Annotated in this window: 23 protein-coding genes; 20 read left to right on the forward strand and 3 right to left on the reverse strand. The window is 48.0% G+C overall.

Translation table 11 applies throughout. From position 1 onward, the window contains the following. Positions 1–64: 64 nt before the first annotated feature. Positions 65–775, reverse strand: coding sequence for a DUF4290 domain-containing protein (locus tag H608_RS0118150; RefSeq protein WP_028788927.1), 711 nt, complete (start codon positions 773–775; stop codon positions 65–67). Positions 776–929: 154 nt separating this feature from the next. Beyond that, positions 930–2105, reverse strand: coding sequence for a choice-of-anchor E domain-containing protein (locus tag H608_RS0118155; protein ID WP_211227088.1), 1176 nt, complete (start codon positions 2103–2105; stop codon positions 930–932). Positions 2106–2345: 240 nt separating this feature from the next. Between H608_RS0118155 and H608_RS23865 the strand changes: the two genes are divergently transcribed. From H608_RS23865 to H608_RS0118245, 20 genes are all read left to right on the forward strand, one after another. Continuing rightward, positions 2346–3431 (forward strand): glycosyltransferase family 4 protein, encoded by a 1086-nt coding sequence (locus H608_RS23865; RefSeq protein WP_028788929.1) that lies wholly within the window; start codon positions 2346–2348, stop codon positions 3429–3431. A 33-nt stretch (positions 3432–3464) separates the two neighbouring features. After that, positions 3465–3812, forward strand: coding sequence for a gliding motility protein GldC (gene gldC, locus H608_RS0118165; RefSeq protein WP_028788930.1), 348 nt, complete (start codon positions 3465–3467; stop codon positions 3810–3812). 32 nt (positions 3813–3844) lie between these two features. Beyond that, complete coding sequence (locus H608_RS0118170; protein WP_028788931.1) at positions 3845–4300, forward strand: GatB/YqeY domain-containing protein; 456 nt, start codon at positions 3845–3847, stop codon at positions 4298–4300. Positions 4301–4316: 16 nt separating this feature from the next. Further along, complete coding sequence (locus tag H608_RS0118175) at positions 4317–4835, forward strand: CvpA family protein (protein WP_028788932.1); 519 nt, start codon at positions 4317–4319, stop codon at positions 4833–4835. Positions 4836–5026: 191 nt separating this feature from the next. Further along, entirely contained in the window at positions 5027–6244 is a 1218-nt protein-coding gene (locus H608_RS0118180; protein WP_028788933.1) for a sterol desaturase family protein, read from the forward strand. A gap of 148 nt (positions 6245–6392) precedes the next feature. After that, positions 6393–7172 (forward strand): alpha/beta fold hydrolase, encoded by a 780-nt coding sequence (locus H608_RS0118185; protein WP_028788934.1) that lies wholly within the window; start codon positions 6393–6395, stop codon positions 7170–7172. Positions 7173–7207: 35 nt separating this feature from the next. Further along, the gene (locus tag H608_RS0118190; protein WP_028788935.1) at positions 7208–7870 is read left to right on the forward strand and encodes a CBS domain-containing protein; all 663 of its coding nucleotides are present in this window, start codon (positions 7208–7210) and stop codon (positions 7868–7870) included. Positions 7871–7967: 97 nt separating this feature from the next. Then, on the forward strand, positions 7968–9428 hold the full coding sequence (locus H608_RS0118195) for a POTRA domain-containing protein (protein WP_162142900.1): 1461 nt from the start codon (positions 7968–7970) through the stop codon (positions 9426–9428). A 7-nt stretch (positions 9429–9435) separates the two neighbouring features. Further along, positions 9436–10314 carry an NAD kinase gene (locus H608_RS0118200; protein ID WP_028788937.1) on the forward strand — a complete coding sequence of 293 codons (879 nt, stop codon included), beginning with the start codon at positions 9436–9438 and terminating at the stop codon, positions 10312–10314. Positions 10315–10381: 67 nt separating this feature from the next. After that, the gene (porG, locus tag H608_RS0118205) at positions 10382–11245 is read left to right on the forward strand and encodes a type IX secretion system protein PorG (RefSeq protein WP_028788938.1); all 864 of its coding nucleotides are present in this window, start codon (positions 10382–10384) and stop codon (positions 11243–11245) included. Between the two features lie 73 nt (positions 11246–11318). After that, a complete protein-coding gene (locus H608_RS0118210; protein ID WP_028788939.1) occupies positions 11319–12065 on the forward strand; it encodes an undecaprenyl pyrophosphate synthase in 747 nt (248 codons plus the stop codon). Between the two features lie 209 nt (positions 12066–12274). Beyond that, positions 12275–15004: a BamA/OMP85 family outer membrane protein gene (locus tag H608_RS0118215; RefSeq protein WP_028788940.1), complete on the forward strand. Its 2730-nt coding sequence runs from the start codon at positions 12275–12277 to the stop codon at positions 15002–15004. Positions 15005–15045: 41 nt separating this feature from the next. Beyond that, positions 15046–15558: an OmpH/Skp family outer membrane protein gene (locus H608_RS0118220; protein WP_028788941.1), complete on the forward strand. Its 513-nt coding sequence runs from the start codon at positions 15046–15048 to the stop codon at positions 15556–15558. A gap of 109 nt (positions 15559–15667) precedes the next feature. Beyond that, entirely contained in the window at positions 15668–16252 is a 585-nt protein-coding gene (locus H608_RS0118225) for an OmpH/Skp family outer membrane protein (RefSeq protein WP_028788942.1), read from the forward strand. Between the two features lie 122 nt (positions 16253–16374). Further along, on the forward strand, positions 16375–18192 hold the full coding sequence (locus tag H608_RS0118230) for a tetratricopeptide repeat protein (protein ID WP_028788943.1): 1818 nt from the start codon (positions 16375–16377) through the stop codon (positions 18190–18192). A gap of 27 nt (positions 18193–18219) precedes the next feature. Continuing rightward, positions 18220–19038: a glutamate racemase gene (gene murI / locus H608_RS0118235; protein ID WP_028788944.1), complete on the forward strand. Its 819-nt coding sequence runs from the start codon at positions 18220–18222 to the stop codon at positions 19036–19038. Positions 19039–19305: 267 nt separating this feature from the next. Continuing rightward, positions 19306–19461: a 50S ribosomal protein L34 gene (gene rpmH / locus H608_RS24170; RefSeq protein WP_026309617.1), complete on the forward strand. Its 156-nt coding sequence runs from the start codon at positions 19306–19308 to the stop codon at positions 19459–19461. An 83-nt stretch (positions 19462–19544) separates the two neighbouring features. Next, the gene (rnpA, locus tag H608_RS22945) at positions 19545–19952 is read left to right on the forward strand and encodes a ribonuclease P protein component (RefSeq protein WP_162142901.1); all 408 of its coding nucleotides are present in this window, start codon (positions 19545–19547) and stop codon (positions 19950–19952) included. Further along, complete coding sequence (gene yidD, locus H608_RS24175; protein ID WP_071836980.1) at positions 19936–20157, forward strand: membrane protein insertion efficiency factor YidD; 222 nt, start codon at positions 19936–19938, stop codon at positions 20155–20157. The genes rnpA and yidD overlap by 17 nt, the downstream gene beginning before the upstream one ends. Before the next feature lie 63 nt (positions 20158–20220). After that, the gene (locus H608_RS0118245; RefSeq protein ID WP_028788945.1) at positions 20221–20523 is read left to right on the forward strand and encodes a hypothetical protein; all 303 of its coding nucleotides are present in this window, start codon (positions 20221–20223) and stop codon (positions 20521–20523) included. Between the two features lie 126 nt (positions 20524–20649). Here the strand turns inward: H608_RS0118245 and H608_RS0118250 are convergent, their stop codons facing one another. After that, the gene (locus H608_RS0118250) at positions 20650–21252 is read right to left on the reverse strand and encodes a superoxide dismutase (RefSeq protein ID WP_028788946.1); all 603 of its coding nucleotides are present in this window, start codon (positions 21250–21252) and stop codon (positions 20650–20652) included. Positions 21253–21396: the final 144 nt, after the last annotated feature.

Here is a 21396-nt window from a genome sequence, read left to right on the forward strand (position 1 = left end):
TGAGGCCGAAACTTCGGCCACTCGAAGGCGGCCCGAAACTTCGGGCCCTGAGGCACTCGAAGGGTTAGAATCGTTTCTTCTTGAAGTTGCCTCCACCGCCACCGCGGTTATCACGGTTGTCGTTCCGGCGGTTGTTGTTATTGTTTCCTCCGCCTCCGTTGTTGCGCTGCTGGAATTTATTGCGTGGTTTGCCGTATCCGCCACCGCCCGAACGGTTGTCGCGTGCTTCCTGCTGACGGTACGCTTTTACATAAGGCGTGTTGGTGAAAGTCAGTTGACCATTGGTGATATTGGTCAGTTCGCTCTGGATAGCGTCGTCGTGCACGATTTCCTTGTGCCAGTTGTTGTACGCCAGCTTCATATAATAGGCAATGGCATTGGCAAAGCCCTGACGTTTTTCCTGTTCTTCTTCGCTCAGTGCCTTGTCGATTACGGTCTCCAGGTTTTTGCCCAGGTGCGAGAAACGCGGATGACGTTTAGGATAAGGCAGCGGGTTAGGCCTGGCCTTAAGCGTTTCGCGGGTGGGTATGGGGTAAGGAGATTTTACTTCGAGTGTAAAGTCACTGATCAGGAACAGGTGATCCCACAGTTTATGGCGGAAATCTTCAACATTTTTCAGGTGCGGGTTGAGGAAGCCCATCAGTTCGATCACGGCATAAGCGTTACGCTGGCGTCTCTCGGGGTCTTCGATCTTCATGATATGCTCGATCATACGTTGAACATGGCGGCCATATTCGCGCATGATGAGATGATTTCTCGTTGTGTTGTATTCCATTCTGAATTGTTGCGTAACGGCAAATGTATGAAAGTTTTTCTGCCAAATGAATACCGGGAAGGGGTTCCGGCCCTGGGCAGACTTGAGGGCATAAAAGAAGGGGCCCCGAACCAAGGCCCCTTTTACAAGCCACCATCCTCTTCCACCTAAGAGGTCATTTAATTAAAAGTTGTTGAACACCGGACTGCAGGCTGTTTACATCTGTCACTTTAATCCAATACACACCTTTCGCCTGTAAAGAACCGAGCTGCACTCTATCCAAATTCTCTGCCAAAATCTCCTTTGCAACCAGTGTTTGCCCGAGGGCATTAAGGATCGTTATTTTATAACGTCCGCTGACAAAGTTAGCAAATTTAATACCAACAATACCATCTGAAGGGTTCGGAAATAAACTAAATTTTGGAAATCCCGAACTTTCCAGATTTATGTACCGCATTTCGCTGAACCGCACATAACCATTGGCGTACACCTGGCGGATCCGGAAATAATGCGTACCGGTACGGCTGGCAGTATAGCTTAATTTATAATTACCTGATCCTGCATTGTTTTTCTGAACCGAACCGATTGAAACAAAGCTCCGTCCGTCCAAACTCACCTCTCCCTGGTAATAATAATCAGAATTAGCCTCGTCAAAGCCGTTCCAGTTAAGATCTACTTTTGAGCCTGTAATTTTCGTCAAAAAGAAATTACGCAGGTTCATCGGCAGTACCGAAGCCGGGCAGGTACAATACTCAAACCGCAGACGAACAAACCCGGAAGTAGAAATACCAATAGACGCATTCGCACTGCTCGTAATATTCACACCACCCGTGATCATATAATTATAAGATACGCTGTCATTGGGCGGACCATAAAACTCAGTCAGCGAGGACTGCGTTGTTACCGTATGACAAACCGTCGTCCCCAGGATCGTATCATTGATTACTTTTCCAAAGTCCGGACCCGAACCCTGGATGCCGTCCGAAGCCGAAAGCGAAAAATTGTAAGGCTTGCTGATCGTGCTGATCATGGCACCGCTCAAACCGGGCCCCGTAATAAAATCCGTACGCCCATAAGTGGCGGCAAAATCATGCGGATTGCTGATGTCGGTATTTTCAAACGACAGGCTATCCACCACGCCACCCACCGTAATACAAAGCCGCATACAGGTGACCATCCCATTCTCCGGATTGAATTTCGGAAACTTCACCGTCATCGAGGTTACACCCGATGGAAATGAAATGGTCTGGTCAAACGCGGTTTGCCCGCTTGGATTACCATTCGGACATTGCGCCTGTGCAGACACACACAACACCATCATCGCCAGCGCGACAAAGGCTGTCTTTTTCAAGGGGTAGGAAAGATATTTCATAGGTACACATTGGATTTGGGAACAAGGCTAAAGGTAATATGATGTACCCTTCCCGGCAATTGTAGTATTGCTGTTTTTCTGTAGTAGTAATAAGTGTAGCAGCATCGGAAAAGCACCTGTTAACTAACGACCTGCCTGTACGGATTTTAACGCGCTGGTATATTGTAACAATTCAGGACATCTACGGCGGATACTATTCGCCTAACTTTGCAAAAGTTTATGGTAATTGTAATCGACAACCGTTTTCCTTCAGCAAAACCCGGAGGTTTTAAACTGTACACAGAAATGTTGTTGCGCGAACTTGCGGAACAGCATCCGGCATACCACTTTGTGGTATTAACGGCAGATGAAAATGCGGCAGGAAACACCGTGGAAAATATTGCACGAATTGTTACCGGCGTGTTTCCATCCGGACTGAAGCGTTGGTGGTGGCAGCGGGTTGGTTTGCCCAAATTGCTCCGTCAGCAAAAAGCTGCCATATATATATCATGTAACGGATTGTTATCACACAAAAATCAATTGCCGCAGTTGTTTTTTTCTGCCGGTCCCGGTTGGATCGAAGATGATAACAGACCGGGCAATCATCGCATGATGATCCCGGCCGGCCGCTGGATGACGGTGACGGAATTTGGCCGTACGCAGTGGCTGGAACAATCACGCTTTTTGAAAGGAGGAAAAATTGCCGGCATCGCCGTGAGGCCATTTTTTAAACCATTGGAATGGGAGGAAAAAAACCTGGTGAAAGAACAATATACGCAAGGCACAGAGTATTTTCTTTGTACCGGTGCCTTTCTGCCACGGAAAAATCTGATTACCCTGCTGAAAGCTTTTTCGCTTTTTAAAAAAAGACAACAGAGCAACCTGAAACTGGTGATCGCCGGCGAGGTGGAAGAAAAGTATACGGCTTTTGAAAAAGCACTCAGTACTTATAAATACCGCTCGGATGTAGTGTTGACGGGCTATCTCAACGGTCCGGAGCTGGCACGCGTAACCGCAGCAGCCTATGCGGTGGTATATCCGTCGCTGTATGAAGAAGTGGCTACACCCGTTGCAGAAGCGTTGCAGGCTGGCGTGCCGGTAGTGGCGGCAACGGGCACGGCAGCAACGGAAATTGCGGGAGAGGCGGCGCTTTATGCTGATCCCGAAACGCCCGCCTCCATTGCCGATCAGTTAATGCGCCTCTATAAAGATGAGCGCCTGCGCACGCAAATGATCAGGGCCGGACTGGAGAAAGCCGCGGGCTTCAGCATTGGCGAAGCGGCCCGGCGGCTGGCGGCGATGATTGAGGCGTTACCCCGAAATTAGCCTAACTTTGCCGGTCAATATAATAAAGCAGAAATGAAGCAGTCTTCTATCTCCATCGAAGTACATACCGACGAAAACCGCGTACCCGACGCGATCTATTGGAATGCGACCGATACCACTCAACCCGACACCCAACAGGCCAAAGCCATGATGCTGGCATTCTGGGATGGTGCCGAAAAAGCGGCGCTGCGCATCGATCTGTGGACAAAAGCCATGATGGTGGACGAAATGGCCGACTTTTTTTACCAGACCATGATGACAATGGCCGATACTTATGGTCGCGCTACCAATCACCAGGACATGGTACAGGACATGAAAAATTTTGCCCGCGACTTTTACCAGAAATTCCGCGACAAACAAATGAAGGAAAGCAAAGCCTGATAACTCTCTCTTCTCCCTAAAAAAATAAGACTATGAGCCTGGAACAGCAAATCATGGTGGAACTCAAAGCTGCCATGCTGGCGAAAAACGAAGTGGCGTTGCGCAGCCTCCGTGCTATCAAAGCCGCGATCCTGCTGGCCAAAACGGCCGAAGGCGCCAAAGGTGAATTGACAGCCGACGATGAAATCAAACTGTTGCAAAAACAGGTAAAACAACGCCGCGACTCACTGGAGATCTTCCAGCAGCAGAACCGCCCCGACCTCGCGGAAATCGAGCAACAGGAAATTGCCGTGATCGAAAAATTTCTGCCGGCACAATTGTCTGCGGAAGAATTGCGCGCCCGTATTGCTGCGATCATTGCGGAAACCGGAGCGGCCTCACCTGCCGATCTTGGCAAAGTGATGGGCGCTGCTACCAAACAGCTCTCCGGCCAGGCCGACGGTAAGGCAATATCTGCTATCGCAAAAGAGTTATTGACCCGTCCATAAGCCGGATCAACCACGCATGCTGATAGACATTATCCTGCTCATATTGCTGACAGGCGCCGTTATCCGCGGTCTCCGCCAGGGATTGCTGGTCGGCGTATTTTCTTTTATTGCCCTGATCGTAGGTCTGGCAGCGGCAGTGAAACTTTCGGCAGTGGTGGCGCGTCATGCCGGTGAGGTTGTGACGGTGTCGGAGCGATGGTTGCCCGTACTATCCTTTTTAGTGGTGTTTATTGTGGTGGTACTGGCCGTACGTTGGGGCGCCCGTTTGCTGCAAACGGCAGTGGAAGGAGTGGCGCTCGGCTGGGTCAACAAGCTGGGCGGGGTGTTATTCTTTGCCGCTATTTATGTTCTTGTCTTCAGTATTCTTTTGTTCTACGCGGAGCGGCTGCATATACTGCAGCCCGCTGCAATGGAAAAGTCCGTGAGTTATCCTTTTCTCCGGGCATTCGGCCCCGGCGCTATCGAGATAGTCGGCGCGCTTATACCCTTCTTCCGGGATATGTTTATTCAGTTGCAGGCATTCTTCGAGAGATAATTTGATGATTTGAAAATTTGATAATTAGGCGATGGGCTTGCTACAGCATTTTCAAACTTTCAAATTTTCAAATCGTCAAATTAATTTTCGTACTTTCGCATAGTCTACTATTAAGATAGACTAAACTGTTCATGCCATGTCAGTGCCTGTTGAAAAACAGGTTCAGTATTCTTTTACCCAATTGTATTGCAATGAAACTGAATTATCTGGCATTAGCGGTTCCGTTTTTCCTGTTCTTTATCGGCTGGGAATACCTCTACGCAAAACGGAAAGGGAAAAACTTTTATCAGTATGCAGAATCTGTGGCCAATCTCAATACGGGAATTGCCGAACGGCTGCTGGATACATTTACCACGGGATTGTTTTTCTTTTTGTTCCAGTATATCTATGAGCATTGGGCCATCTTTCACATCAGGCCCACCTTACTTACCTGGTTCCTGCTGTTCCTGGCTACCGATCTTGTGTGGTACTGGTATCACCGGTTTGCGCATGAGATCAACAGTTTCTGGGCGGTACATGTGGTGCATCACCAGAGTGAGGATTTTAACTATACGGTATCGGCGAGGATCACCGTGTTTCAGGCGGTTGTACGAAGTATGTTCTGGTCGGTATTGCCACTAATTGGTTTCTCACCGGTAATGGTTACTTCGTTGCTGCTGGTGCATGGACTGTATCCATTTTTCATTCATACGCGTGCGCTGGGCAGGTGGGGCATTTTTGAAAAAGTATTGGTGACGCCTGCGCATCATTCCCTGCATCACGCATCCAACCCGGAATATTTAGATAAAAATTATGGTGATGTGCTGATCATCTGGGATAAATTATTCGGCACGTTTGTAAAAGAAAAGCCGGGCGTGGAAATCTCCTACGGCCTCACTTCGCCGCTGAAGAGTCATAGTTTTTTGTGGCAGCATTTTCATTTTGTGCTGGAAATGTACATGAATTTCCGCAGGGCAAAAGGGTTTAAAGCGCGCTGGAAGGTATTGTTCGGAAAACCGGATGATCTCGATCCGCGTTTTCGTGAGGTGCTGGAGCGGCGTTTATTGCACAACAGGCAGGCACCGGAGCCGCCTACGCCCGCCATCCGGCAATATGTGACGGCGCAAACAGCGGTTTCTCTCGTATTATTATTTATTTTATTGTTATTTGAACATTATCTTACCGTCTGGCAGCTCTTTTTGTTTTCAGCATTTTTGATTGTAAGCCTGATTAACAGCGGAGCGATACTGGATCAGCGTCGCTGGATTTTTTACCTGGAATTTACCAGGGCAATCCTGATACTGCTGGGTCTTGCAGCATTTTACCCCAATGGATATACGTATACGGCTATCCTGCTGGCAGGTGGAATATTGCTTTGGTATTTCCGGCCGATACAGCGATATTATCTGGGCTTATTATATTATCGCTAAAAAACACATGGATTCTGAAGAAAATCCGGCATTCAAATTGGATTTCAATCTTTTAAATTTGCCGGAAACGATAGATTGTTTAAATTGAAACTGGGGTTTCCCCTAAAACATTTACTTTAGCAAAAATTAATGTGGCTTAGAGATACTAATGAAGTACGAAATTAAACAGCAGGATAAGTTCAGGTACATCGAAGAAGGCGAAGGAGAGCCGCTGGTGCTGCTTCATGGCCTGTTTGGAGCATTGAGTAATTTCGAACCACTTATTGAATATTTCAAACAATACAATAAGGTGGTGGTGCCGATGCTGCCGTTGCTGGAGATGGATATCCTGCATACGAGCGTGGGCGGACTGGCCAAATTTGTCAATAAATTCATCGAAACCCGCGGTTATACCGGTGTGCATCTGTTGGGCAACTCGCTCGGCGGCCATGTAGGCTTGGTGTATGTAATAAAGAACAATCCTTCGCAGATCAAATCCATCATTCTTACCGGAAGCTCTGGTTTGTTCGAGAACGGCATGGGTGATTCTTATCCCAAGCGCGGTGATTATGAATATATCCGTAAAAAAACGGAATATACCTTCTATGATCCTGCCATGGCTACCAAAGAACTGGTAGACGAAGTGTTTGAGATCACCAACAACCGCCTGAAGGTGATTAAAATTATTGCCCTGGCGAAAAGCGCCATCCGCAATAACCTCGGTGAAGAACTGAGCCAGATCAAGCAACCGACGCTGCTGATCTGGGGAAATAACGATAATATAACGCCTCCTTTCGTAGCGAAGGAGTTCAATAAGCTCATCCCTAACAGTGAACTGCATTTCATCGATAAATGCGGCCATGCCCCAATGATGGAAGTACCTGCTGAATTCAATGCAATACTTCATAAATTTTTGAAAAAACTGAACGAGCCTGCAACAGTTGCCTGAACGTTGCGGTCTTAGGTTCAAATAAAGCCGCTACCATGTTAACAGGTGATCTCCCATTTCAGGCCCTGCCGTCCCTTCATCTGACCGATAAGGTATACCAGGCCCTTCAACTCATGAATGATAACCAGGTGACACATCTCCCGGTAATAGAGGGAGAACGTTATGCCGGTATCATTAGTGAAGATGACCTGTTGCGCGCCGAAGATGAAAATGAACCGCTTGAAACACTTCGCCAATTCTTTGGAAATATCTCTGTAAAAAATGATGAATTTTTTCTACGCGCGATCAGCGTAGCGGGCGACAATAACCTCAGCGTGGTGCCCGTAACAGACGCCGAAGAAAATCTTCTCGGAGTGGTTACTGCCGGCGATCTGCTTAAATATGCCTCCCAATTTCTCAGCCTTCATGAACCCGGCGGCCTGATTGTAGTGGAAATGGAAAGCAATCAATACGCCTTCAGTGAGATCAGCAAACTGGTGGAAACCAACGATGCACAGATCACACAACTCAATACCACCAATAATCCGGAGACGGGCATGATGTTGGTAACTCTCCGTATCAACAAAGCAGAGGTTTCTGATATTATAGCCACCTTTCAGCGATATGAGTATAACGTTAAGTACTATTTTGGCGAAGAATTATACGCCAACGAGCTGCGAAGTAACTACGACAACCTGATGAATTATCTGAGGATATGACTGGTTTTTTCCTGCTGCCTTGGTTGACAGGGATATTTTTCCCTTAATTTAGAAGCCCGCGTTCCGGAGTGATGTGATGCTACAGGAAAAGAAATACATGGTTTGGTTACTGGCAGCCGTGCTTACCACCGTAATTACGGTGCTGCCTGCCCGCGCGCAGACCATACCCGAACCTGCCATCGATTCTGTCAGGCTGACTGACATCGCCGCACCGCCCACGCCAATGTCTTCCCCCGACGACAGCCTTTTTCATATCAAACGCATATTTGTTACCGGCAACAGGAAAACAAAAGAACCCGTCATCCTGCGGGAACTCCCGTTCCGTGTCGGCGACAACTACCGCCTGCAGGATCTGGTGCAGAATTTTGAGAAAGCCCGCAAACAACTCATGAACACCACACTCTTTCACGAAGTAGTGGTAGCCCTCAAGAGTTTCAACGGATACGATGTGGAGGTGCTGGTGCAGGTAAAAGAACGCTGGTACATTTTTCCGCTGCCTTATTTCAAACCTGTTGACCGCAACCTCAACCAATGGCTGGTGGAACAAAAAGCCAGCCTCTCCCGTGTCAATTATGGCGTGAAGTTGCTGTACAACAACGTTACAGGTTTCAACGATAAACTGCGTCTCTACGCCATTACCGGTTACACACAACAGTTCTCGCTCGGCTACGACCGCATGTACATCGACCGCGCTATGAAATGGGGCATGAACGTCAACGTGGCCCTTGGAAAAAACAGGGAGATTAATTACAAAACGATCGACGATAAACAGGCCTTCCTCAAAGATGAGAATGATTATCTCCGCAACTTCTTCAATTCATCGCTCGAACTTACTTACCGCCGCGCCATCAAAACAAGGCACCGCTTCGGTATTGCCTATGTATCCGAGCGTGTGAGCGATTCAGTGGCCATCAGCAATCCTTCTTATTTCAAATTCGGACGTACACAGGTGCGCTACCCGGAAATATATTACGGTATGAACTACTTTGATGTGGATTACATTCCGTATCCCACCAAAGGTTATGTGGCCGATTTTACCGTAGGTAAGCGGGGGCTGAACAATACCATGAACATGTGGTATATCAATGCCAAAGGCATGGGTAGCTGGCATACCGGTAAAAATTCATTCTTCAGTCTTGCGCTGGCCGGCAGTCTGAAAGCGCCTTTCCGCCGCCAGCCTTATTTCAATAAAAGGATATTGGGATACGGAGATGTATTCATGCAGGGCTATGAATATTATGTAGTGGACGGTGTGGCCGGAGGTTATGCCAAAGCCACTTTCGCCAAAAAAATCGTCAGCTTCAAGATCCGCATACCAGGCACCAGGAAGCTGGCGCCGCAACAGATACCGATCAATATCTATGGCAAAACATTCGGTAATCTCGGGTATGTGTATGATCCCGAACCGGGCAATAACATACTCAGCAACCGCGTATTGGTGTCCGGAGGTTTCGGCATCGATGTCTTTACCATCTATGACTGGACGGTCAAGTTCGAGTGGTCATTCAACCAGTTAGGGCAAAACGGTCTATATTTACACCGTAAGACCATTTTTTAACACGCACATGAAGGCAGCCATCTATAGCCGCGGCATTGAAGAAGAATTAAGGAGCGACTTAAAGACTTTCTTTGAAGAGTTAGCCAGGTATCAGATCGAGCCTGTTATCTACCGTCCTTTTTTTGAACAAATCTCCGGCTTTTTATCTCTTGAACCGGGTACGCACACGTTCAATACAGCAGAAGAGCTCGACAGCGAAGTCGAATTCATGATCAGCCTCGGCGGCGACGGCACCCTGCTGGATACCATCACCCTTGTGCGCGACAAGCCCATTTCTATCATGGGGATCAATTTTGGCCGGCTTGGTTTTCTGGCAGGCATTGGCCGGGAGAACATGGCGGCAGCAGTAAAATCGCTGGCGCGCCGCACATTTGTGGTAGACAAACGTACCCTGATTCATCTCGACGCCGATATGCCGTTGTTTGGTAATGTGCCTTATGGTCTCAATGAGTTTGCCATTCACAAGCGGGATACCGCCGCGATGATCAAGATCCATACCTACCTCAACGGTGAATTTCTCAATACCTACTGGGCGGATGGATTGATTGTGGCCACACCTACCGGATCCACCGGGTATTCGCTGAGCTGTGGCGGCCCGATCGTTTTCCCGGATTCCGGCAGTTTTGTGATCACGCCGGTGGCACCGCATCACCTGAACGTCCGGCCGCTGGTAGTGCCCGACGATACGGTTATTTCTTTTGAAATAGAAAGCCGCGCGGATCAACTGATCTGTGCCATGGATTCCCGCCGCGAAATCGTGGGAAAAAATGTGTCGCTGGCCGTGAGGAAGGAATCTTTCCGGGTTAAATTACTACGGCTTGGAGAGAACAATTTCCTGCAAACATTACACAACAAACTCACCTGGGGCTTCGACAAAAGAAATTGATGGCTTCCAACGAAAGAAACTCCGTGTTTTTACGTTTTAAGTACCGTCTAAATACTATTTTGCACACATGAAGCGATCCTTTTTTCCATCACTACTGCTCATAACCCTGCTTTCTATCATTTCAGGTTCAACGCTTTATGCCCAGAACTCCATTGTCCAGGAAGGAGAAGTTGGTATAAGTTTCGGAGGAGCTCATTATTTCGGAGATCTGAATACCCGTGCGCGCGTGAACCGGCTCAAACCGGCTGCATCCGTTTTTTTCCGTAAGAATTTCAGCAACTATGTAGCTGCCCGCGCCTCACTGACCTATGCGCAGGTTGGCTATTCGGACCGCTATAACTCCCACAATGAATACATGTTTCGCCGCAACCTGAGCTTCAACAGCAATATCTGGGAAGTGGCCATACAGGGCGACTTCAACTTTTTCCGCTTCCTTCCCGGCGAACCCGGTCTTCATTTCACTCCCTATATTACCCTGGGTGTAGGCGCCTTCAGCTACGATCCTTATGCGTACCTGAATGGTGAAAAATTCTTCCTTCGTCCCCTCGGCACCGAAGGACAGGGCAGCACCCTGTATCCTGAGCGCAAGCCTTACGGCAGCTGGGCGATCAGCATACCATTCGGCGTAGGCTTCAAATATGCGCTGAGCGAGCGTTTTAACGTGGGCGTGGAAATCCTTCACCGCTTTACCACCACCGATTACCTGGACGATGTGAGCACCACTTATGTGGACCCCGCCGCCTTCCCGGCCAACGGCGACGGTACTCCTTCCGTAGCGTTCCTGATGAGCGACCGTTCCTACGAACTCGGTGAGCCCATCGGCATCAAAGACCGCCAGCGTGGCAACAGCCGCCAGAAGGATCAGTTCCTCACCGCACAGATATTTTTCACCATCAACCTGCAATCTTACAAGTGCCCCACGGCCTACTAATTTCCCGCAAACATTTCCGGGCCTACTTTCCCGCTGTTGTTTACCTTTGTGCGCTTTCTGAATACGGCAACAGATGTCACAGCTACTGGAAAAAATAGACAAAGGTCATTTGCCCCGGCATATCGCCATTATCATGGACGGTAACGGACGCTGGGCTAAAGAGCATGGTCAGGACCGGCTCTACGGGCATTTTCATGGAGTGGAAAGTGTGCGCAACATTGTAGAAGGCTGCGCAGAACTCGGCATTGGCTACCTGACTTTGTATGCATTTTCCACCGAAAACTGGGACCGTCCGCAATACGAAGTGGTGGGCCTGATGGAACTGCTTGTCAATACCATCCGCAAGGAAGCTGAGGTCTTGCACCGTAATAATATAAGGCTGCACGTTATCGGCGATCTGAACATGCTCCCCGATTATGCGCGCCAGGAACTGAAAGAAGCACTGGATATGACGGCGGCTAATACCGGCCTAAACCTGATCATGGCACTCAGCTACAGCGGACGCTGGGAGCTGCTGAATGCCGTTAAGAACATTGCTTACGAAGTAAAAAGTGGTAAACTGGCCGTAGAAGCTATCGACCAGCATACACTGCAACGCTTCCTCTGTACCAGCGATTTTCCCGACCCGGAACTGATGATCCGCACGAGCGGTGAATTCCGGATCAGCAATTTCCTGTTGTATCAACTGGCGTATGCAGAACTGTACTTTACCAACGTACGCTGGCCGGACTTCCGCAAGGAAAACCTTTACGAAGCGATACTGGACTATCAAAGCCGGGAAAGGCGTTTCGGAAAAACGAGTGAACAAATTGTCACATAGTAGATAAGAGGCTGATTATAATTGGTTTGGGCTAAAAAGTAAAGGAGAAGGACCGGGCTGAAAAGCTGACTGGTAGCGGAGTTGTTTTAACAAACACTTTCGATATTTACCGTTAATTTGCCGCCGCAAGAAGTCTGAGGTAGCTTATAATAACAAACTAATTGCTGAAAGGTTTGCCTTTTAAAGAATAACTGACTGAACACACACACATGCAATTTTTTTTAAAAAGGATTAGTGCTTTATTGATCGTGCTGGCTGCATTTTCCGTACAGAAGGCAACCGCCCAGGAAGACACCATTCCCACCACATCTGTTGACCCACGCGTGCTCGAGTGGGAAGATCCGCGTCAACCGCGTGAATATACCATCGCAGCCGTAGACGTAGTTGGTCTGCAACACCTCGATTCCTCCATCGTACTTTCGATCAGCGGCATCCAGGTTGGCGATAAATTCACACACCCCGGCGGCGACCTTTTTGCCAAAGCCATCAACAACCTCTGGCGCCAGAAACTTTTTTCCGATATCGAGATTTATGTTACCAGGATAGAAGGCGATAAAGTAACAATCGAGATACACGTTTCCGAACGTCCGAAAGTTGGTACCATCAAATGGTACGGTGTGAAAAAATCCGACCAGGATGAACTGCAGGGAAAGATTGCAATCGCCAAACAGATCATCATCACCGAGAACATGCGCCGCAACATCTCGGAAGTCACTACTAAATTCTACCGGGACAAAGGATACCAGAATGTAAAAGTGCGCATCGAGGAAAAACCTGACCCCTCCTATGTCAATTCCAACTCCATTACTATTTATGTCGACAAAGGCAGAAAAGTAAAAATTGACGGTATCAGCTTTGCCGGCAACGAAACGGTTGATGAGATGAAGCTGAAAAAACAAATGAAAGGAACAAAAGAAGGTACACGTATCTCCTTATTCCCTTCACGTCATACAAATCCCTATGGTGAAAGCGAGCGCGTCACTTTCCGTGACTATGTAAAAGATTATGGCTTCCTTTCTTTTACCAAAACACGCCGTCTCCTCGATCCTTATTTCCGCGTGAAACTGAGCAACGCAAAATTCAATCCTGCCAAATACGACGAAGACAAAGAGAAGGTCCTGAGATATTACAACTCACAGGGTTTCCGCGACGCGCAGATTCTTGCCGATACAGTAATAGCTGAAGACGGCAATCTTTATGTCGATGTCAAAGTAGATGAAGGACGTAAATATTATTTCGGCAACATCACCTGGAAAGGCAACGCCAAGTATACAGACTCTGTGCTGAACCTGGTGCTCAATATTCGCAAGGGGGATACCTATAACCTGGAGGTACTGAACAAGCGTCTTGGTAAGGAAATGTCTGCCGACGGAAGCGCCGATGTGCAGGGCCTTTATATGGACGACGGTTACCTGTTCTTCCAGGCCGATGCGGTGGAAACAGCCGTTTACAACGACACCATCGATCACGAAATCCGTTTGCGTGAAGGACCGCAGGCCCGGATCAAAAACGTGACCGTTGCCGGTAACGACCGCACCAAAGATCACGTAATCATCCGCGAACTCCGCACGCTGCCCGGCGAACTTTTCAGCCGCTCCGACATGATCCGTTCCGTGCGTGAACTGGCGAACCTCAACTATTTCAACCAGGAAAAAATTGAACCACGTCCGGTACCCAATGCCGACGATGGTACAGTAGATATCAACTGGACCGTAGAAGAAAAATCATCTGACCAGCTCGAGCTGTCTGCCGGTTGGGGTGGTGGTATCGGTCTAACCGGTACGCTCGGTGTAACCTTCAACAACTTCTCTATTAAAAATATCTGGAAGAAATCTTCCTGGGATCCGCTGCCAACTGGCGATGGACAAAAGCTGAGCGTGCGTGTGCAGTCCAACGGACGTGCCTTCCGCTCTTATAACTTCTCTTTCACCGAGCCATGGCTGGGTGGCAAGAAACGCAACTCACTGACCTTTGCTTACAACAACAGTAAGTATACAAACGGCTTCGACCCTGTGACCGGTCTGTTTGACCGTAAGCGTTCCGATACTGCTTACCTGAAAGTAAACGGTGTGTCACTGTCATTGGGCAAGCAACTGAAATGGCCGGATGACTATTTCAGCCTCGTATATACTGTTGCATTCCAGCAGTACAAAATGCGCAACTATCCGATCTTCCAGGGCATCAAGGACGGTGTGTCCAATAACCTGAGCTTTAAGATCGCGCTGGCGCGCTCATCTGTGTTCGATCCTATCTTCCCGAGAAGCGGTTCCAACATCATGGCAAGCGTACAGTTTACGCCACCATATTCTTTGTTCAATCCGGACCTGGTCAATTCTGCCAACCCGTATAAAAATCCTGAATACCATAAATGGCGTTTCAATGCTGAATGGTATGTGCCGATCGGCCGTGCGATGGGAGCGGAGAAAAACCGTCAGTTTGTGTTGAAGATGGCGGCGAAATATGGTTTCATGGGCCGTTACAACAGCAAACTGGAATACTCTCCGTTTGAAAGATTCCAGGTGGGTGATGCGGGTCTGACCAACAACTTCGGTTTGCTGGGTTACGATATCGTGGCACATCGCGGATATCCGGTGTATGAATCATCTGATCCGACGGTTAACCCCGATCGCCAGAATGCGAGCCAGTTCTTTACTATCTTTAATAAGTATCAGTTGGAACTCCGTTACCCGCTGGTGACCAACCCTGGTAGCACCATATATGGTCTTACATTCTTCGAAGCGGCTAACGGCTGGTATGATTACAAGAGCTACAACCCGTTCCGCCTGCGTCGCAGTGTGGGTGTGGGTATGCGCTTCTTCCTGCCGATGTTTGGTCTGCTCGGATTTGACTATGGTATAGGACTTGACAGGATACAGCCTGGCCAGGGGCTGAAAAATGCTTCACGCTTTACCTTTATGCTTGGATTTGAGCCTGAATAAGCAGATGGCCGGAAATGTTTAATAACCTAAAAGCATTTACTATGAAAAAGATCTTATTTGTTGCCTTTGCACTGTTTTTTGCTGCCGCCGGCGCTGTAGCCCAGCGGTATGCAATCATCGATACGCGTTATATCCTGGATAAAATGCCTGAATATGCTGCGGCCCAGAAACAATTGGATGGCGTAGCGGCCGGCTGGCAGAAAGAGATCGATACCAGGCAGTCTGCATTGGACAAAATGTACAAAGACTATGAAGCGGAACAGGTGATGCTGAGCGAGGATCTGCGCAAAAAACGCGAAGACCAGTTGTTCATGAAAGAAAAAGAACTCCGCGATCTTCAGCGCCAACGCTTTGGTTTTGAAGGTGATCTGTTCAAGAAAAGACAAGAACTGGTAAAGCCCGTGCAGGACAAGGTTTACAACGCCGTACAAAAGCTTGCAACGCAGCGTGGGTACGACTTTGTGCTCGACAAAAGTGAAGGAATTACCATTATATTTGCCGACCCCAAGCTGGACAAGAGCGATGATGTGCTGAAGGAGCTGGGTGTAAAATAAATTTTGTTAAAACGACGTGACTGATCAACGGTTTCCTATCCGGATTCATCTTTGACAGTAGATTTTAAACCATAAAAGAGGGGGAAGCCCTCAACGTAAAACTTAACTGATGAAACATTTGAAAGTTGCCGCGCTGGCACTTGTTTTCCTGATGGTCGCCGGAAGCCGTGTGAATGCGCAGACCAAGATCGGCTATATTGACGCCGAAACCTTGCTGTACCTGATGCCAGAAGTAGCCAAGGTAGATTCTCAACTCCGCCAGTATCAGCTCGATACGCTGGGTCGCGAGTACCAACGCCTGCTGACTGATTATCAGTGGAAAGACAGTATGCTGAAAGCGGAGAAGCCTGAAAAGCCTTTGCCTCCCAGCATCAAAGAACAATATCAGAAAGATCTGCAGGAGCTGACACAGACGCTCACCAACTGGCAGTCAATTGCCGGTGAACTCAACCAGCAAAAACAGCAGATCCTCATCGCGCCTGCCATGCGTAAACTCTCCGACGCTATCAACGCCGTAGCGAAAGAAAAAGGATACACACATGTACTGTCACGCGAAGTATTCATCGTTGCTCCGGATGCCGACAACCTGATCGTAGCCGTAGCCGCGAAGCTGAAAGTAACCCTGCCTCCCGAGCTGATCCCTGGTGGTAAGCCCGCAGCAGCTCCCGCAGGTGCTAAGCCCGCCGGTCGCTAAGAATGTAATGGTTCTACTATAACAAGGCCCCCGCAGTAAATTGCGGGGGCTTTTATTTTTACCCTGCTCAGGGTATTTCAACAGGCGATTCTTACTGGTATTTTTCCCGAAAATTTTAAAGGATGAAAACCTTAGCCTGCTTCCTGAGCCTGCTCCTCTCCCTCACAGCGCTCGCCGACCCCATCGTTGAGGGCAACAAATGCTGGGATGAAAAGAAATACCAGTGCGTAGTGGACAACTACCGCCAGGCCTTATCCACCCGCCAATACAAAGAACAGGATTACTCCACCATTCAATACCGTATCGGGCACAGTCTCGGCAAACTCGGGCGTTACAACGAAGGTCTCTCTACGCTCAGAGAAGCAATGAGAGCGAGACCCGGCTATCCTTCCGCTATATGGGAAATGGCATGGATATTTTACAACATGGGCAAATATGACAGCGCCACCATCTATTATACCAAAGCAATTCCTCTGTACAATGATCCAAAGGATCTATTCCGCTTACATTATTGGAAAGGCCAGAGCCTGACCGGAGAAAAGAAATACAAAGATGCCATACCCTGCTACAAAGCAGCTTTGAAAATAGATTCAACAGACGTATATGCCACTGCCGGTATCGGCGATGCGGCAATCAACAGTTACGATTACACACTCGCCAATCAATATTATACACGTGCAATGGCCATTGCACCAAAGGACGATGTCAAACTGCTCACCTCACTCACCTATTGGAGAGGTAAATCAAACTATTACCTGCGAAAATATACCGACGCTCTTGCGGATTTTCACAAAGCCCTCTCTTATAATCCGCAGTATCGTGTTGCCGTATGGGACATCGGAGCCGTATATTATGATCAGAAAAAATGGGCAGATGCAGAAACCTGGTATGGAAAAGCGATCCCCCTCTACGGTGATGATAAAACAAGCAGAAGAAACCTTCACTTCTACCGTGGCTTCGCCCGCGAACAGCAAAACAACCTTGCCGGTGCCATGGCTGATTATGATATGACCCTGCAATTAGACCCGGCCTATGTGTCTGCTATATGGCAAAAGGCGGAAGTATTGCAAAAGCAGCGCAAAACCAAAGACATCATCGCACTGTATACCACGGCCATTGGCAATGATTCATTGAAATTCAGCCGGGCCTTGCTTTATTATAAACGTGGTGACATTTACCTGAAACAAAAAGATACGGCATCTGCTTATAAAGATTTCGGGCTGTCAACCAAAGAAGACATGTACCTCGGTGAACCAAACCTGGCACTCGGCCATATAGAATTCGCGAGAGGGAAATATGCCAAAGCAAAGGATTATTATGATGCGGCCCTCGACGACTTTACTTTCTTTCCTGATTCAACAGAGATGGGCCTGCTGTACTACCGCAGAGGTGTTGGTAACTGGATGCAGGGATTGGATGCAGAAGCAGAAAAGGATTTTCTGTCGGCAGCAGATTATACGCCGGGTTATGGCGGCAACAGACGTTATCTCGGAGAGATATATTACAGCCGTAAAGAATACACAAAGGCATCGGCGGAATTTACCAAAGCCATCGGTCTTTATAAAAACACGCCCGACAGCCTGCACAAAATGTATTACTACCGCGGGCTTACCAATATCGAGTTGAGTAAAAACAGCCAGGCGATGGCAGACTTCAATGAAGCGCTCAAACTGAAACCAAACGAAACGCCCTATATCTTCCGCGTTGGTCAATTACAATTTGAACTGAAAGATTATACGAAAGCGAAAGATAGTTTCACTAAACTCACGGGTTTACTTAAACAGGACAATAAGAACGACCTGGCATTGGTCTATTATTGCCGTGGCCGCTGCTGGATGGAACTGAATGATAAGGAAAAAGCCAGGGCCGATTTCTCCAAAGCGCTCGGCTACGTACCCGACTATGACGAATGCAAGCAGTGGCTGGCGAAGGCACAATAAGCAAGCTGATTCGGCTACCTTTGTGGCATGAGCGGACCAATCGGCGTATTTGATTCAGGCTATGGCGGACTGACCGTTTTAAGAGAACTGGTCAACCGGCTGCCCGGCTATGACTATCTCTACCTTGGCGACAATGCACGTTCGCCTTATGGCAACCGTTCTTTCGAAACCGTATATGAATATACTTTGCAATGTGTGCGCTGGTTTTTTGACCAGGGCTGCCCGCTGGTGATACTGGCCTGCAATACGGCATCGGCGAAAGCGCTACGCTCTATTCAGCAGAAAGACCTGCCGCAACTGGCACCGGACCGCAGGGTGCTGGGCGTGATCAGACCCACAACAGAACTGATCGGAACATTTTCACGCACCGGCAGTGTGGGCATACTGGCCACGAATGGTACGGTGGCGTCCGGTTCCTATCCCGTTGAGATCAATCGTTTTTTTCCAGACCTGAAAGTATACCAGGAAGCCTGTCCCATGTGGGTGCCCCTGGTGGAGAATGGCGAATACAACAGCGCCGGGGCCGATTTTTTTATTCGTAAAAACCTCGACAATCTTTTGAGTAAAGGCAGCGATATCGATACGGTGTTGCTGGCCTGCACGCATTATCCGTTGCTGCGAGACAAAATACAGGCGGCTTTGCCGGAGGGAATTCAACTGCTTTCACAGGGGCAAATTGTGGCGGAGAGCCTGGCTGATTACCTGCAGCGGCATCCCGAAATCGAAGAGCGCTGCCGCCGCGGCAATGACCGCAGATTTTATACCACCGACAGTCCGGAGGATTTCGACAACCATGCTACGGCGTTTTTTGGGGAAGCAGTGAGGTCGGAGCGGTGTCAATTGTGAATGGTGGGCGTCAATCGTCAATCGGGAATCGTCAATAAACAGCCTGCTTACTTAAAACTTACTACTTAATACTTATAACTACCTGTTTATCAGTTAAAAAATATATTCCTGCTAATTTTCTCTCAAAAAAAGCCTTCTTTTGTCCGGTCATTTGCCTACCTTTGCCGTCCTTTCACAAGCAGCGGGTGTGGTGACCTGTTGTGAGAAAATTGAAACCGGCATGTTCTCCCGTGCTATATTCAAGAACGTGAAAAAAGCTTAAATAAAATGAAACGTACATTCCAGCCCCATCGTCGTCGTCGTAAAACCGTTCACGGTTTCCGTAAGCGTATGCAAACTGCAAATGGTCGCAAAGTTCTGGCCAGCCGTCGTGCTAAAGGCCGTAAGAAACTGACTGTTTCCGACGAGCGTAAACTGAAGTAATATCAGCGCTGACCAACATATTTTATAGCTCCTCCAGAAGGAGCTATTTTTGTTTTGTTTAATTCAATGTAATAAAGGTGTCTGTGCGGCATACGCTTAATAAAACACAGCGGCTCAAAAGCCGCAAGTTGATCGGGCGGCTTTTTGACAAAGGCCGTTCTTTCTCATTTCCGCCTTTTCGTGCCTACTACCTGCTGGATGAGGACCAGGCTCATGGTGGTGAAAACCTGCTGTTCGGCACAGGAGCTTCTTCCCGCCACTTCAAACGTGCCGTGGACCGCAACCGTATCAAACGGCTGATCAGGGAAGCCTACCGCCTGCAATGCGGCGAACTCCGGTTGCAAATGAAAACAGTACCTTTAAAACTGACCGTCTTCGTTCTTTATACCGGTCGTGATCTGCCCGTGTATGCAGAGATCGCGGCAAGAATGGATTTACTTTTAAAAAAGCTGAGTGGTGTCGTGGAGCAACAAAGTGGGTCAGCTTCTTAGCCTGCCCTTCATCTTATTGATAAGATTTTACCAAAAGGTAATATCGCCCTGGTTCGGCCCCAAATGCCGGTATACACCCACCTGCTCGCATTATGCCGTTGAAGCATTGAAGAAACACGGCCCTTTGAAAGGGATGTGGCTGGCCATTAAAAGGATTGCGCGTTGTCACCCCTGGGGTGGCAGCGGTTACGACCCTGTGCCCTGATGTAATTTCATATAAAAGAACTATTTTGGCACCTCAATTTAAAATTTCAAAACCAAGACTAAAATGAAAAAAGCAACATTTGCCTTTGCTGCGGGTCTCGTTCTGCTCTCTTTTGCTTCCTGTTCTTCTTCTTCTTCTTTCGAAAGTGATGTGAAAAAAATGGCCGGCTTCATGTGCCGCGCGCAGAAAGTTTCTGCAAAAGCTGCTACTGATGAAGCCGCTCAGAAAGAACTGGAGTCTATCGAAAAAGAAGCCCAGGCTTTCAGCGAGAAAATGAAAGAGAAATACAAAGGAATGGAGAACGATAAAGCAAAGAATGAGCAAGCAGAGAAAATCATCAATGAAGAAATGGCTAAATGCAAATAAGTAGTAAGTTTTTAAGTTATAAGTAATAAGTTTTCATCCCCGATGAAGCCTGACTTATTACTTACAACTTATAACTTAATACCTTTGATAAAAGACAAACCCCGCAATCGCGGGGTTTGTCTTTTATTAAAGGGCTGCTTCATAATGTTCTGCAACCTTGCTCCAGTTGATCACGTTCCAGATCGCCTTGAGGTAATCAGGACGCTTGTTCTGGTACTTCAGGTAATAAGCGTGTTCCCACACGTCGATGCCAAGGATAGGCGTGCCTTTTACTTCAGCCACATCCATCAGCGGATTGTCCTGGTTAGGCGTGGAAGATACTTCCAGCTTGCCGTCTTTTACAATAACCCAGGCCCAACCGCTGCCGAAACGTGTAGCACCCGCCGTGCTTACTTTTTCCTGCAAGGCTTCCAGTGAACCAAATGCACTGTTGATCGCTTCGGCTAATTTGCCGGAAGGCTGACCACCATTGGCAGATAACAGTTCCCAGAAAAAACTGTGGTTCCAATGACCACCACCATTGTTACGTACTGCAGGAGAAATAGAACCGGCATTCTTTACCAGTTCCTCGAGCGATTTGTTTTCATGCTCAGTGCCGGCAATTGCTTTATTCAAGTTATCAACATATGCCTGATGATGTTTGCCATGGTGAATTTCCATGGTCTGCTTGTCAATGTGCGGTTCCAGAGCTTCGGGTGCATAAGGAAGCGCGGGTAATGTGAATGCCATAAGTAATGGTATTTTAAGGATGATAATTAGATAGTAATGTATAAGGACAAACAAATTTATTGCCTGATTGTTGATTCGGCTGCATTTTCCCGCAGATTATTTCCTGGTAACCGTTGCGGTATTGTGCGGTCAACATAATGCCTT

Source organism: Terrimonas ferruginea DSM 30193, from assembly GCF_000425585.1.
GTDB classification, from domain to species: Bacteria; Bacteroidota; Bacteroidia; order Chitinophagales; family Chitinophagaceae; genus Terrimonas; species Terrimonas ferruginea.

What these genes read in the sequence shown, in the direction of transcription:
- H608_RS0118150 (WP_028788927.1), bottom strand. Translation starts at nt 775, where the DNA reads ATGGAATACAACACAACGAGAAATCATCTCATCATGCGCGAATATGGC.
- H608_RS23865 (WP_028788929.1), top strand. Translation starts at nt 2,346, where the DNA reads ATGGTAATTGTAATCGACAACCGTTTTCCTTCAGCAAAACCCGGAGGT.
- gldC (WP_028788930.1), top strand. Translation starts at nt 3,465, where the DNA reads ATGAAGCAGTCTTCTATCTCCATCGAAGTACATACCGACGAAAACCGC.
- H608_RS0118170 (WP_028788931.1), top strand. Translation starts at nt 3,845, where the DNA reads ATGAGCCTGGAACAGCAAATCATGGTGGAACTCAAAGCTGCCATGCTG.
- H608_RS0118175 (WP_028788932.1), top strand. Translation starts at nt 4,317, where the DNA reads ATGCTGATAGACATTATCCTGCTCATATTGCTGACAGGCGCCGTTATC.
- H608_RS0118180 (WP_028788933.1), top strand. Translation starts at nt 5,027, where the DNA reads ATGAAACTGAATTATCTGGCATTAGCGGTTCCGTTTTTCCTGTTCTTT.
- H608_RS0118185 (WP_028788934.1), top strand. Translation starts at nt 6,393, where the DNA reads ATGAAGTACGAAATTAAACAGCAGGATAAGTTCAGGTACATCGAAGAA.
- H608_RS0118190 (WP_028788935.1), top strand. Translation starts at nt 7,208, where the DNA reads ATGTTAACAGGTGATCTCCCATTTCAGGCCCTGCCGTCCCTTCATCTG.
- H608_RS0118195 (WP_162142900.1), top strand. Translation starts at nt 7,968, where the DNA reads ATGGTTTGGTTACTGGCAGCCGTGCTTACCACCGTAATTACGGTGCTG.
- H608_RS0118200 (WP_028788937.1), top strand. Translation starts at nt 9,436, where the DNA reads ATGAAGGCAGCCATCTATAGCCGCGGCATTGAAGAAGAATTAAGGAGC.
- porG (WP_028788938.1), top strand. Translation starts at nt 10,382, where the DNA reads ATGAAGCGATCCTTTTTTCCATCACTACTGCTCATAACCCTGCTTTCT.
- H608_RS0118210 (WP_028788939.1), top strand. Translation starts at nt 11,319, where the DNA reads ATGTCACAGCTACTGGAAAAAATAGACAAAGGTCATTTGCCCCGGCAT.
- H608_RS0118215 (WP_028788940.1), top strand. Translation starts at nt 12,275, where the DNA reads ATGCAATTTTTTTTAAAAAGGATTAGTGCTTTATTGATCGTGCTGGCT.
- H608_RS0118220 (WP_028788941.1), top strand. Translation starts at nt 15,046, where the DNA reads ATGAAAAAGATCTTATTTGTTGCCTTTGCACTGTTTTTTGCTGCCGCC.
- H608_RS0118225 (WP_028788942.1), top strand. Translation starts at nt 15,668, where the DNA reads ATGAAACATTTGAAAGTTGCCGCGCTGGCACTTGTTTTCCTGATGGTC.
- H608_RS0118230 (WP_028788943.1), top strand. Translation starts at nt 16,375, where the DNA reads ATGAAAACCTTAGCCTGCTTCCTGAGCCTGCTCCTCTCCCTCACAGCG.
- murI (WP_028788944.1), top strand. Translation starts at nt 18,220, where the DNA reads ATGAGCGGACCAATCGGCGTATTTGATTCAGGCTATGGCGGACTGACC.
- rpmH (WP_026309617.1), top strand. Translation starts at nt 19,306, where the DNA reads ATGAAACGTACATTCCAGCCCCATCGTCGTCGTCGTAAAACCGTTCAC.
- H608_RS0118245 (WP_028788945.1), top strand. Translation starts at nt 20,221, where the DNA reads ATGAAAAAAGCAACATTTGCCTTTGCTGCGGGTCTCGTTCTGCTCTCT.
- H608_RS0118250 (WP_028788946.1), bottom strand. Translation starts at nt 21,252, where the DNA reads ATGGCATTCACATTACCCGCGCTTCCTTATGCACCCGAAGCTCTGGAA.